Raw genomic sequence first — 12,620 nt, forward strand, 5'->3', positions numbered from 1 at the left:
CAATCGTGCCGATGTTGACGTGCGGTTTTGTACGCTCAAACTTTTCCTTTGCCATTCCTCAGGCGCCCTTTTGCGATTTGGGGGACCCTTGGTCCCGTGGTTACATCTGCGCGCGCGAGATATTTGGTTCAGGGGGGAAAATCAAGCACATCCTGAGGGAAATACGCCGATCACGCCGGATTTTGCGTGACCTCGACAGATTCCAGCGGTTGGATCAAGTCGGGGCGCTTGTCGAACCAGCCTTGCTCAAGGTGTTCTTCGGCCAGCCATTCCTCGACGCGATCAGCAACTTTCAGGGCCAGACCGCTCATTTGTTCTTCCTTGGTGCGCTCATGCCCCGACCCTTTCAACGCACTTCCACCTGTCGTGTCTTCCAACACCTGAAATTGCTTTCCTTTGGCCAGGAACTCTTTTTTCTTAACATCATAGACATTGACCAACACAATCGCCGTGCTTTTGGGATTGTAGATCACGGGTATGCCGGGCGGGGCCAGCATATAGCCTTCCAGACTGATGCCGATGTCGTATTCCTGAGCCCCTTCATAACGTCCCAGGCGAATATCAACCGCATTCTGAATCGCCGCGGTCCATTCGTCCGGGGTAGCGTCCCGGCTGACCGGTCCCTGAACGGCCTTATCAGCGAACGCGTAGTTGACTCGCAGCTTGAATTCGCCCAACGACTCGGGCTCTTCGTATAACTGCGTCTGCGTGCAAGCGCCCATCAGGGCCAATCCGGTGATCAAGGTCAGAATGCGCAACATGGTCTCGTCTCGATGGGCCTGTTTTTCTTTGATCTAGCGCACCGATGCGGCTTGTGCCAACCCGTATCGGCAGATTTCCACTTTTGCGATCACGAGAACTTGTAATCCCGCGGGAAGCCGTAGGGCGGTTTTTTACCAACGCTGGCACGTTTCGACAGCCATTGGGACATGTCGGCCTCGTGCCGGGTTTTGTCGCCACCCATGGACCATTTCAGCCCCTCTTCCCAGTTGAAGGTGGTTATGTCGGACAACCCTCCATCCAGCTCCAGCGTACCCTGCCGCCCGCGCGCCATGTTGTATTTCTGCAGGCGCACGCCCTTGCCACGGGTCATCTCGGGCAGTTCTTCTGTTGGGAACACAAGGAACTTGCCGTTCTGAGACACGACAGCCACGTGATCTCCTGCGACCGGCTTGCAGATCATCGCCGTCTCGTCGCCTTTTACATTCAATACCTGTTTGCCGTTACGGGTCTGTGCCAGCACGTCATCTTCGGGCACCATGAATCCGTTGCCCGCATCCGAGGCCACCAGCAGCTTACGCCCCGGCTTATGGATCAGGATATCGATGATCTGCGCCTCGTTCGGAAGATCTACCATCAGGCGTAGTGGTTCGCCCATGCCCCGTCCACCGGGCAGATTGGCCGCACTGACAGTGTAGAATCGCCCATTCGAGGCAAACACCAGCAGGCGATCTGTGGTTTCAGCGTGGAAAATGAAACGCGGGCCATCACCATCTTTGAACTTCAATTCGCGCTTCAGGTCGATATGGCCTGTCATGGCGCGAATCCAGCCCATCTGAGAGCAGACGACCGTGATCGGCTCCTTATCGATCATTGCCTCAAGCGGAACTTCTTCGACTTGTCCGGCCTCGGCGAACATCGTGCGACGCGCGCCGCCGTCGTAGTCTTTGCCGAAGGTCTTCTTCGTCTCTTTCAACTGCTCGGCTATTTTCGCCCATTGCAGGGCGGGATCGGCCAGCAGGTCTTCAAGATTGGCGCGTTCCAGCATCAGCTCGTCGCGTTCGCGGACCAACTCCATCTCTTCCAGACGGCGCAAGCTGCGTAGGCGCATGTTCAGAATGGCGTCGACCTGAACCTCAGACAGTTCGCCCTCACCCAGCTTGGGCGTGACGTAGTCAGACTCATCGGTGGCACGGACGTGGTCGATGCCCCAATCCTCGCGCATCAGCGCGGCTTTGGGGTCGTCGTCATAGCGGATGATGTCGATCACACGATCAAGGTTCAGGAAGGCGACAATAAAGCCCTCCAAGACCTCCAACCGATGGTCGATTTTCGCCATGCGGTGACGTGAGCGTCGGATTAGCACCTCTTGTCTGTGATCAAGGAAGGCACGCAGCACTTCCTTCATCGAGCAAACCTTAGGCGTTACCCCGTCGATCAGCACGTTCATGTTCAGGCTGAACCGCACTTCAAGGTCCGAATTGCGATAGAGCATGCCCATCAGCACCTCGGGGTCCACGTTTTTAGATCGAGGCTCTAGGATCAACCGGATGTCATCTGCAGATTCGTCGCGCACATCGGCGAGAATCGGGATTTTCTTGGTCTGGATCAGCTCTGCGATCTTTTCGATCAGCTTGGATTTCTGAACCTGATACGGAATCTCAGTGACGATGATCTGCCACTGGCCGCGCCCCAGATCTTCAACCTCGTATTTGCAACGCAGCCGGAATGAGCCGCGCCCGGTGCGATAGGCCTGCGCGATGTTCTCGGGCGGCTCAACAATGACGCCACCGGTCGGAAAGTCCGGTCCAGGCACGTAATTCAGCAACGTATCGTCGCGGGCATCCGGCGTCTTGATCAGATGCAGGCAGGCATCGCACAGCTCCGCAATGTTGTGCGGCGGAATGTTCGTCGCCATACCCACAGCGATTCCGCTGGCACCATTGGCCAAAAGGTTGGGGAATTGCGCAGGCAACACCACCGGCTCGGTCAGCGTGCCGTCATAGTTGTCGCGGAAATCGACAGCGTCTTCGTTCAACCCTTCAAGCAGCGCTTCGGCGACGATGGTCATCCGCGCCTCGGTGTATCGCGAAGCAGCCGGGTTATCCCCGTCGATATTGCCGAAGTTCCCTTGCCCGTCGACCAACGGGTAACGGACGTTGAAGTCCTGCGCCAATCGCGCCATCGCGTCGTAGATCGCAGCGTCGCCATGTGGGTGATAGTTACCCATCACATCGCCCGAGATCTTGGCGGACTTCCGAAAACCTCCGGTTGCACTGAGTCGCAATTCCCTCATCGCATAGAGGATTCGCCGGTGAACCGGCTTCAGCCCGTCGCGCGCGTCAGGCAGGGCGCGATGCATGATGGTAGAGAGCGCATAGGTCAGATAGCGCTCACCTATCGCGCGGCGCAGCGGTTCGGCTACCTCGCCCCCACCTTCGGGGGCCTCCATGTTGGGGTCGTCGATGGTATCGTTCATATATGATGTGATACGACGCAAGCGCGCCTTGGTAAAGCAAGCAGCAAGTATTTTGCTGGGGACAAGTCGCGCTTTTTGCAACAGGGGGAGGCAAGTGTGTGTTTTCCCCGAATTTTCGACTCGGCGTTACAATTATGCTACCATTCCAACAATTGAATAATTGCTGCCTAATATTGTTGTTACGATTACCTTGGGGGACGGCCACTATGCGCCTGATACTTGTTACTTTTGCCGCTCTCGGCTGGACCTTTTACGTGATGAGCGGAGGTCCGGACTTTGAACCGCGCGGTGTGCGCGACGCCAAGCCGGAACGTGTTGCTGTTGCACCGAAACCGGCTGCGCCGGCGGTCGAACCTGCGCCTGTTGAAAACCTTGTCACACAAGCGGTCATCAAATCTGAACCTGTCGTGCCGGCGACTGCCGAGGCGGTGCAAGTGACTGCCGAACCTGTCGCCGAGCTGGGCGAAGAAGAAACCAAAGCGCTGCTATCGCAGGTGGCTGCGGGTCTAAAGGCAAACCCATCGTTGTTTAGCGACGAGAATGTTACTCTTACCTTGGCGTCGCTGGAACAAGGCGTCGCCTCGCTTGAACAGGTCACCACAGATGCCGAACTGCCAACAGTGGACCTGTCCTCGACCGTTGAAACACCCAAGGACATTCGCGAGATTTCGGGCACCCGCGTCAACCTGCGGGACGGCCCCGGAACAATCTATCCGATCATTGGCAAAGCCGGTCTTGGCCAGCAAGTCGAGGTATTGAGCGAATCGGGCACCGGCTGGCTGCGCCTGCGCGTGTTGCCGGGGCAACAGGTTGGGTGGATTTCCGCATCACTGGTCCGGAAAACAACAAACTGACGCCAGAGTGTCATTGCCCTGCCGCAAACCCCGCCATAGCTATTGGCGGTGTAAAGGTGCGGAAGGCTTATGCAGAAATCGATTCTAATTACGGGATGCTCTTCGGGCATCGGCCTGGATGCGGCACACGGAATGCGTGCACGTGGATGGCGTGTCTTCGCATCTTGCCGCCAGCAGCGCGATTGTGATCGTTTGCGCGCACAAGGCTTTGAAAGTCCGAGAATCGACTATACCGACCACCAGAGCATAACATCAGGTGTGTCATCCATACTTGAGGAGACGGGTGGTACTCTGGATGCGCTGTTCAACAACGGTGCCCACGGCCTGCCCGGGGCAGTCGAAGACGTGCCGACCGATGGATTGCGCCATATCTTCGAAACCAATGTCTTCGGATGGCATGAGCTGACGCGCCAAGTAATTCCCGTTATGCGGGAACAAGGTCACGGCCGAATTGTTCAATGCTCTTCGGTTTTGGGCCTTGTCGCCTTTCCCTGGAGAGGCGCTTATGTTGCAACTAAATATGCCATCGAGGGTCTGACCGATACGATGCGGCTGGAATTGCGCGACACCGACATCCATGTGGTTCTGATCGAGCCCGGACCCATTACGTCGAAGCTGCGGGAAAAGGCGATTCCGATGTTCGAAAAGTACATCGACTGGGAAAACTCGGCTCTGCGGTCAAAGTACGAAGCCTCTTTGCTGAAACGTCTTTATGAAAGCAGCGGACCCGACAAGTTCGAGCTACCGGCCTCTGCTGTGACAAACAAACTGGCCCACGCGGTCGAAGCGCGACGCCCCAAACCCCGTTATTACGTGACGACGCCCACATATGTGGCCGGAGTTCTGCGGCGGATTTTGCCCACAAAAGCCACTGACCGGATCCTCTCAGATATCTGAGGTGAAATTTCCCGTTCGCTTTTTGACCTCTCAACGCTAGATGGGTCATAATCGAAAAAACCGGACGGTGACTTAAAATGGACCTTTTGATGGTCGTACTGCTTTTGGCTATGGCGGCGGTTGTCGTTGTGCTGACCTTGGGCATTGCGAATTTCGGCAAAAGCGGCATGGAAGCCGCAAAGAAAAGCAACAAGATGATGCGGCTGCGTATCCTCTTTCAGTTCATTGCCGTGGTGCTGATCGTTCTATTCGTCTATCTGCGCGGACAAGGGGTGCAATAAATGGTCGTTCTCAACAAGATTTACACTCGCACGGGCGACGACGGCAAAACGGCTCTGGGCAATGGCGAGCGCGTTGCCAAATACGCAGGCCGCGTTGCCGCATATGGCACAGTAGACGAATTGAACGCCTTTGTCGGTGTAGCCAGAAGCGAGGCTGAGGGCGAAACGGACGCGGCACTATCGCGCATTCAGAATGACCTGTTCGACCTGGGTGCAGATTTCTGCCGCCCGGACATGGATAAGGACGCCGAGGCCGACTACCCGCCCCTGCGCATAGTGCCATCTCAGATCGATCGGCTCGAAGCCGAAATCGATGTAATGAACGAACATCTCGAACCGCTGCGCAGTTTCATCCTGCCGGGCGGATCGCGTCTGGCTGCACATTTGCACGTGTGCCGTACCGTGTCGCGCCGCGCAGAACGGCTGGCAGTTGAATTGACGAATATGGAGCCGGTCAACGACGTTGCGGTCAAATACCTCAACCGCCTGAGCGACTGGTTCTTTGTCGCCGCACGTTGCGCAAATAACAACGGCAAAGATGACGTTTTGTGGGTTCCTGGCGCGAACCGCTGATCCCGAATTGCAGAGGATTCAGGCGGCAGCGCCCGCCCCTCTGCGAAAAAAACCGCAAAACGCGACGTCCCAACGCCATGACGTGACGATTTTGCTCTGTTGTGCCACTGCCGCAGGCGCTATCTAGTCCGTCGAGAGCATTGGTGGAGTCGCCACAGCGGCTTGCCGTTTTTTTGAGGAGCATACGCAAAAATGAAGGTACTGGTGCCTGTCAAGCGCGTGATTGACTACAACGTTAAGGTCCGCGTGAAAGCGGATGGGAGCGGTGTTGATCTCGCCAATGTGAAAATGTCGATGAACCCGTTCGACGAGATTGCTGTCGAAGAAGCGATCCGCCTGAAAGAAGCGGGCAAAGCCGACGAAGTTGTTGCCGTTTCGATCGGCGTCAAGCAAGCACAGGAAACGCTGCGCACCGCGCTGGCGATGGGCGCAGACCGCGCGATCCTGGTTGTGGCCGCTGATGACGTGCACACCGACATCGAACCTCTGTCCGTTGCCAAGATCCTGGCCAAAGTGGTCGAGGAAGAGCAGCCGGGCATCGTTCTGGCGGGCAAGCAGGCGATCGACAACGACATGAACGCCACCGGTCAGATGCTGTCGGCTCTGCTGGGCTGGTCGCAAGGTACCTTCGCGTCCGAGTTGGACATCGAAGGCGACAGCGCCAAGATCACCCGTGAAGTGGACGGCGGTCTGCAGACCATCAGCGTCAAGATGCCGACCATCGTAACCGTTGACCTGCGCCTGAACGAGCCGCGCTATGCGTCGCTGCCGAACATCATGAAGGCGAAGAAAAAGCCGCTGGATGAAAAAACCGCCGCCGATTACGGCGTCGACGTCACCCCGCGTCTGGAGATTGTCAAAACTGACGAGCCACCGGCACGTGCCGCTGGTATCGTCGTGGGCTCGGTCGACGAGCTGGTCGAGAAACTCAAAGAAGCGGGGGCTGTGTAATGGCTGTACTTCTGCTGGCTGAAGTTAACAATGGTGAGCTGTCGATGGACGCCACCGCCAAGGCCGTCAACGCTGCGAAAGCTCTGGGCGATGTGACCGTTCTGGCCGCAGGTGGTTCCGCTGCCGCTGCCGGTGAGGCCGCCGCCAAGATCGACGGTGTGTCGAAGGTTCTGGTCGCCGAAGATGCCTCGCTGGGTCACCGCCTGGCGGAATCGACTGCGGCGCTGATCGTGTCGCTGGCTGATGGCTACGAGCACATCGTGGCCCCTGCGACCACCGACGCCAAGAACGTGATGCCGCGCGTTGCCGCGCTGCTGGACGTGATGGTGATCTCGGATGCGTCCGGCGTAGTTGACGGCTCGACCTTCGAGCGTCCGATCTATGCGGGCAACGCGATCCAGACCGTGAAATCCTCCGACGCCAAGAAGGTTGTCACCCTGCGGACCGCAAGCTTTGACGCCGCAGGCGAAGGCGGCTCGGCCCCGGTCGAAACCATCTCGGTTCCGGCCTCCGAAGGTCTGTCGTCGTGGGTCGAGGACAAGGTTGCCGAGAGCGATCGTCCTGAATTGACCTCGGCAGGTGTTGTTGTCTCGGGCGGCCGTGGCGTCGGCTCGGAAGAGGACTTCAAACTGATCGAAACCCTGGCCGACAAGCTGGGCGCGGCAGTTGGCGCCTCGCGCGCGGCTGTGGACTCGGGCTATGCCCCGAACGACTGGCAGGTGGGTCAGACCGGTAAGGTTGTTGCCCCCGATCTGTATGTCGCTGTCGGCATCTCGGGCGCGATCCAGCACCTTGCTGGTATGAAAGACTCGAAGGTCATCGTTGCGATCAACAAGGACGAAGAAGCCCCGATCTTCCAGGTCGCCGACTTCGGACTGGTCGCAGACCTTTTCCAGGCCGTCCCGGAACTGACAGAGAAACTCGGCTAAAGCCAAAGTTTTTCGTCGACACATCTTTGAAGGCCCGCCAATAGGCGGGCCTTTTTCAGTTCAAGTCCCGCAAAACAGGCAATAGTTTCCCGGCAATCTCTCTGTGCGCGGACGGGCCAATGACATGCTCGGCCATCGGCTGCTGCAGCGTCCCAAACAACACATCCTCTAACGTGTCTGACACTGCCGTCACGCAAACCGGACATTCAACGACGCCGCTACAGAAGGGTCGAAGCCGTTCGATCATCGCGGCATCCGGCAAGACAGGATCGCTATGCATACCGGCTTGCCTTTGCACATGAAGCCAAAGCAGTATGACCGGCGGCTCTATGCGGCGCACCAGCTTTGAGCAAGCGCGCAAAGAAGATTCTTGCAGCTCTTGCACGACAATTTCGAAACGAGCGTCTTGTTCGGCGCGCAGCCGATCCAACAGATGCCGCACGAAGTGGATTTCCGTGAAATCGACCTCTGGATATAACTGTACCAGATCGAACGTAGGTTCCACGAAACGATCATTGCGGCGCGGATGCACCCGGTAGAATCGGTTCGACTGGCACGGCAGATCGGGGACCTGCAATACGCAAACTTCAGACGCATTCACCAGATCCAAAAGCGCCGGGTCACCCAGCATGGCCTCAACACCACAAAACAGGCTGCCGAAATTGATGCAGGGCAGCTTTAACCGCTTGCCAAGCTCAACTGGAAACGGACTCTCAACAAACCGGCCAAAGGTTTCCTTTCCGCCCAGACAGGCCACATAGGGCTTGCTCAGATCGCCCGGCGGGCCTCGAAACCACAGTTTGGACCCCATGTATTGACAGGCGGCGTCTCCCCCACCGCCAGATTGATGAAAGCTCATATCAAGCCCCCCATTTTCTCACCCGGTTGCCATCTTGCGGCCGCAGATGTTGAGAATTTCCTAATGCGCGCATTTGAAGCAAAATTGACAGGTTCGATCCCCTTGCCGCCTGCCCCGCTCTGCCGATACTGTCGCGATAACCTTCAGGGCAAAGGCAGCTGGACATGGAAATCAAATCGGTCGGAGTTATTGGCGCGGGTCAGATGGGAAATGGGATTGCCCATGTCCTGGCCTTGGCGGGATACGAGGTCTTGCTGAACGATGTCAGCCAGGGCGCGCTGACTAAAGCTGTGTCTGTTATCGAAGGCAACATGGCGCGCCAAGCCTCTCGCGGTAAGATCACCGACGACGATATGCAGGGTGCCTTGACACGTATCACGACGACGTTGGAACTGCCCCGTCTTGGTCAAACAGATCTGGTCATCGAAGCCGCAACCGAGCGGGAGACGATCAAGCAGGCAATCTTTGAGGACCTGCAGCCGCATCTGCTGCCGCATACAATCTTGACGTCGAATACGTCATCCATCTCGATTACGCGCCTAGCCAGCCGCACCGACCGGCCAGAGCGGTTTATGGGCTTTCACTTCATGAACCCGGTGCCGGTCATGCAGCTGGTAGAACTGATCCGGGGCATCGCCACGGACGAAGAGACATTCAGCGCTTGCAAGGCAGTGGTCGATCGCCTTGGTAAAACCGCCGCAAGCGCCGAAGATTTCCCGGCCTTTATCGTTAACCGGATCTTGATGCCGATGATCAACGAAGCCGTTTATACCCTGTATGAAGGCGTCGGCAGCGTTCAATCCATCGACCAGTCGATGAAGCTGGGCGCGAATCATCCGATGGGGCCGCTGGAACTGGCGGACTTTATCGGGCTGGATACCTGCCTGGCGATCATGAACGTCTTGCACGACGGTCTGGCAGACACCAAATACCGCCCCTGCCCGCTGTTGACGAAATATGTCGAGGCTGGCTGGCTGGGCCGCAAGACCGAGCGCGGGTTCTATGACTATCGCGGAGAGGTTCCGGTACCAACACGTTGAAAGGGGGCCAGCCCCCTCGCCCGGATTTCATCCGGGCTCACCCCCGAGGTACTTTTGGCCAGATGAAGACGCGGATCAGGCTTTGTTTGACTGGCCCAAGGACATTGTGCGATCCCGTAGCCATGCCATGAAGCCGCGTGGGTCGCGCTCGAGCAGTTCCATGTCTTCATCACCGATCGGCTCGCCGATAACCGGCGATTGCGGTTTGTTGCAGGATCGGACGATTTCATGCAGCAGCAAACCCTGGCGCAGGATCGGCGACAGTTTATTGGCAATCTGGTACCAGCGCGAGTTGCTGCCCGGAAAGAAAATCGGCAACACTTGCGCGCCCGAGCGACGGATCATTTTGGCGGTGAAAACGTTCCATTCCCGCTCGATAGCTGGACCAAACCAGTCATCCGATGACATCACCACGCCTGACGGGAACAAGGCCACTACACCGCCATTCTTCAGGTGCTCCATGGCCTTGCCGCGCATCTCCAGCATCTTGGCTTGCGCCTCGGGGTCGTGCGGGAAAGGCACCGGGATCATGAAGGATGTCGCGGCCTCATCCAGCCCGGTTAGAACTGAGCGGGTTAGAATGCGGTAATCGCTGCGGACCCGTCCAATCAGCTCGGCCAGGATCATACCATCGACCATACCGTGCGGATGGTTGGCAACCACAACGACGGGACCGGTTTTGGGAATCCGGGCAATCTGTTCCTGAGGTGTGGTCAGGTCGATTCCCATAGTCGTAAGGGCACCGCCCCAGAACCGCTGGCCGCGATAGTATTCGTTCTTTTTTTCGAATTTGTTGACCATGCGCAGAATGGTCAGCTTGCCAGTGCACCATTCGATGGCCCGAATGGCGGTCGAAGTCCAGGCATCGTCAAACGAGTTCGCATAGGTCAGGGTTCTACGGTCGTAGATTTCGCCCTCATCCGCGGTCCCATCCACCACCGGGCTTGTCTTGGTTTCGTGCGTCGTTTCCGCCAATTCCTGGTCTTCCCGTTTTCATGTCCCGGCGGGGCGGATTAGAACCCCTCTCCGAACTTGTCATTCACAAGCGCTTCCAGAGCTTCCGCCAATGCCTCAGCATCCGGCCCCGACGTCTCGACGTCAATAGTTGTTCCGCGCGAAGCTGCCAACATCAAAAGACCCATAATACTGTCGCCTGAGGCAGAAAGTCCGTCTTTTGACACCTCGGCGCGAGCATCGAACCCTTCTACGACCTCGACCAGCTTTGCCGAGGCGCGGGCATGCAGGCCCTTTTCATTGATAATTTTAAGGCTTCGGTTGGTCATAGTCGTCAATCCGGTCTTATTCCAATGTCACATTTTGTGCATTTATGTATTTCCGTCCAGCCTCCATCGCCTGTCGCACGGCATCGCCGATAGGCAGGTGGCGGCTTTTGGCCAATTTGATCAGCATAGGAAGGTTGGCGCCATAAAGAATGCGCCGGTCCTGAGGCGCACAGGCCCTCAGGCTGAGATTCGACGGGCTTCCGCCGAACAGATCGGTGACAACAACGACACCATCGCCCATGTCTACGCTGTCCGCTGCCTGGCAGATCTCGGCCTGTTTGGCATCACGATCGTGTTCAGCTTCGATTGCAATGGCCACCAGACCGGGTTGCGGCCCGACGACATGCTGTGTGGCTGACAGGTATTCCTGAGCCAACCCCCCATGCGCAACGATCACAATTCCGATCAATCCGACCTCACATTCAACGTCCGGCGTTCCATTTCGCGATGCCTAATTGCCACTTGCTGGCCACCTTCGGCAAGGGCCTTTGCCACGGCTTCGGCCATTGCAACAGAGCGGTGTTGCCCCCCGGTACATCCAAAGGCCACAGACAGATGCGCTTTACCTTCGGCCCGAAATGCGGGCAACAAAAGATTTAGCAGATCCATGACACGTTCAAAAAACGGCAAATAGGTCGTGTCCGATTGCACATAGTGCGCGACATCCGGGTGTCGACCATCCGCTGCACGCAACTCGGGGCGCCAGTAGGGATTGGCAAGGAACCGGCAGTCGAACACCATATCCAGCCCGCGCGGCAGCCCGCGCTTATACGAGAAAGATTCGATCGAAACCGCCAGGTGCCGCCCATCCTTGGGGGCAAACCAGGTTTCAACCTCTTCGCGTAACTGATGCACGTTCAAAAGACTGGTGTCGATCAGCGTATCGGCAATCTCGCGGATCGGGGCCAGAAGTTCCTTTTCACGCCGGATACCGGTTTCCGGGCTAGCATCTCTTGCGACCGGGTGACGGCGACGGGTTTCCGAAAACCTGCGCAGCAGAATGTCATCACTGCAATCCAGATACAGAACCGTCAGATCCACTTGCGCCATGCGGCCCAGTTTTTCGGCCAACTCGATAAATCCGATTGTCGAAAAATCCCGATTGCGGGCATCAACGCCCAACGCCATTGGACGGTCGCTATCGGCGCTATCGAGCAGGCGCAGCAACAACCCCATCGGCAGGTTATCAATCGCCTCGAAGCCAAGATCTTCAAGTACGTGGATCGCGGTGGACCGGCCTGCGCCTGATGGGCCAGTGACCAATACGATCCGCCGTTGTGAAGTCATGTGTTCGGCCATTCCGCGTCTACACGCCCATACTTTAGCAACTGCACTAATGCTGCTGCCAAATTGGGGACGCCAGCGCCCCGAAGCAAGGGAACAGTTTGCCTCAGGACTTGAACGGTGATCTGTTCGGGAAAACGCGCGGGCTCGCGCTGAGACAGATCCACGACATAAGATACCGTAGTTGACTCGACCGCCGGGGTCTTGAGCAGGCCGATGTGGCGCGCTTCGATCAAGCCGCGCAAGTGTGGAACGGCAGACGCAATGACCCGCTCTTCGACCATTTCAAGGATCACACGATCATCTGCAACCAAGTCTGTCCCAAAGGCCATCATCTGCAAGGCCAACCCGGATTTACCTGTTCCAGAGGCACCGATGATCAACACGCCGCGCCCTTCAACCGAAACACAGGAGGCATGAACGCACGCCTTGTCCAGGTTTTTGGCGTCTGACAGCAAGTTTGTTTGCAT

At 57.3% G+C, this 12,620-nt stretch carries 15 protein-coding genes; 7 read left to right on the forward strand and 8 right to left on the reverse strand.

Going from position 1 to position 12,620, the window contains the following annotated elements:
* Nucleotides 1-170: 170 nt before the first annotated feature.
* Complete coding sequence (locus tag GS636_RS19265) at nt 171-761, reverse strand: hypothetical protein (RefSeq protein ID WP_171188974.1); 591 nt, start codon at nt 759-761, stop codon at nt 171-173.
* Between the two features lie 89 nt (nt 762-850).
* Complete coding sequence (gene parC / locus GS636_RS19270) at nt 851-3,199, reverse strand: DNA topoisomerase IV subunit A (protein WP_171671752.1); 2,349 nt, start codon at nt 3,197-3,199, stop codon at nt 851-853.
* A gap of 206 nt (nt 3,200-3,405) precedes the next feature.
* On the opposite strand from parC, the gene GS636_RS19275 reads away from it, so the two are divergent.
* The 6 genes from GS636_RS19275 to GS636_RS19300 all read left to right on the forward strand — a co-directional run bounded on the left by GS636_RS19275 (nt 3,406) and on the right by GS636_RS19300 (nt 7,684).
* Nucleotides 3,406-4,053 (forward strand): SH3 domain-containing protein, encoded by a 648-nt coding sequence (locus GS636_RS19275; RefSeq protein WP_253762903.1) that lies wholly within the window; start codon nt 3,406-3,408, stop codon nt 4,051-4,053.
* A 69-nt stretch (nt 4,054-4,122) separates the two neighbouring features.
* Nucleotides 4,123-4,950, forward strand: a complete 828-nt coding sequence (locus GS636_RS19280; protein WP_171188970.1) for an SDR family NAD(P)-dependent oxidoreductase — start codon at nt 4,123-4,125, stop codon at nt 4,948-4,950.
* Between the two features lie 77 nt (nt 4,951-5,027).
* Nucleotides 5,028-5,231 (forward strand): twin transmembrane helix small protein, encoded by a 204-nt coding sequence (locus GS636_RS19285; protein WP_171180728.1) that lies wholly within the window; start codon nt 5,028-5,030, stop codon nt 5,229-5,231.
* The gene (locus tag GS636_RS19290; RefSeq protein WP_171096051.1) at nt 5,232-5,804 is read left to right on the forward strand and encodes a cob(I)yrinic acid a,c-diamide adenosyltransferase; all 573 of its coding nucleotides are present in this window, start codon (nt 5,232-5,234) and stop codon (nt 5,802-5,804) included. It abuts the gene before it with no gap.
* Nucleotides 5,805-5,996: 192 nt separating this feature from the next.
* Nucleotides 5,997-6,755, forward strand: a complete 759-nt coding sequence (locus tag GS636_RS19295; RefSeq protein ID WP_171671754.1) for an electron transfer flavoprotein subunit beta/FixA family protein — start codon at nt 5,997-5,999, stop codon at nt 6,753-6,755.
* A complete protein-coding gene (locus GS636_RS19300; protein ID WP_171188966.1) occupies nt 6,755-7,684 on the forward strand; it encodes an electron transfer flavoprotein subunit alpha/FixB family protein in 930 nt (309 codons plus the stop codon). Before GS636_RS19295 ends, GS636_RS19300 begins: the two co-directional genes overlap by 1 nt.
* A gap of 55 nt (nt 7,685-7,739) precedes the next feature.
* On the opposite strand, the gene GS636_RS19305 is transcribed toward GS636_RS19300, so the two are convergent.
* Nucleotides 7,740-8,543: a DUF6473 family protein gene (locus GS636_RS19305; protein WP_253762905.1), complete on the reverse strand. Its 804-nt coding sequence runs from the start codon at nt 8,541-8,543 to the stop codon at nt 7,740-7,742.
* A gap of 164 nt (nt 8,544-8,707) precedes the next feature.
* Between GS636_RS19305 and GS636_RS19310 the strand changes: the two genes are divergently transcribed.
* Complete coding sequence (locus tag GS636_RS19310) at nt 8,708-9,583, forward strand: 3-hydroxybutyryl-CoA dehydrogenase (protein ID WP_171671756.1); 876 nt, start codon at nt 8,708-8,710, stop codon at nt 9,581-9,583.
* 75 nt (nt 9,584-9,658) lie between these two features.
* On the opposite strand, the gene GS636_RS19315 is transcribed toward GS636_RS19310, so the two are convergent.
* Genes GS636_RS19315 through GS636_RS19335 form a run of 5 tightly spaced genes read right to left on the reverse strand, consistent with a single transcriptional unit; the run spans nt 9,659 to nt 12,620 of the window.
* Nucleotides 9,659-10,558, reverse strand: coding sequence for a lysophospholipid acyltransferase family protein (locus GS636_RS19315; protein ID WP_171180739.1), 900 nt, complete (start codon nt 10,556-10,558; stop codon nt 9,659-9,661).
* A 38-nt stretch (nt 10,559-10,596) separates the two neighbouring features.
* Nucleotides 10,597-10,866, reverse strand: coding sequence for an HPr family phosphocarrier protein (locus tag GS636_RS19320; protein ID WP_171096062.1), 270 nt, complete (start codon nt 10,864-10,866; stop codon nt 10,597-10,599).
* A gap of 16 nt (nt 10,867-10,882) precedes the next feature.
* Nucleotides 10,883-11,275 carry a PTS sugar transporter subunit IIA gene (locus GS636_RS19325; protein WP_171096064.1) on the reverse strand — a complete coding sequence of 131 codons (393 nt, stop codon included), beginning with the start codon at nt 11,273-11,275 and terminating at the stop codon, nt 10,883-10,885.
* Nucleotides 11,272-12,153, reverse strand: a complete 882-nt coding sequence (gene rapZ, locus GS636_RS19330) for an RNase adapter RapZ (protein ID WP_171671759.1) — start codon at nt 12,151-12,153, stop codon at nt 11,272-11,274. Before rapZ ends, GS636_RS19325 begins: the two co-directional genes overlap by 4 nt.
* Nucleotides 12,150-12,620, reverse strand: a complete 471-nt coding sequence (locus GS636_RS19335) for an HPr kinase/phosphorylase (protein WP_171671761.1) — start codon at nt 12,618-12,620, stop codon at nt 12,150-12,152. The genes rapZ and GS636_RS19335 overlap by 4 nt, the downstream gene beginning before the upstream one ends.

Source organism: Ruegeria sp. HKCCD4884 (assembly GCF_013110855.1).
GTDB lineage: Bacteria > Pseudomonadota > Alphaproteobacteria > Rhodobacterales > Rhodobacteraceae > Ruegeria.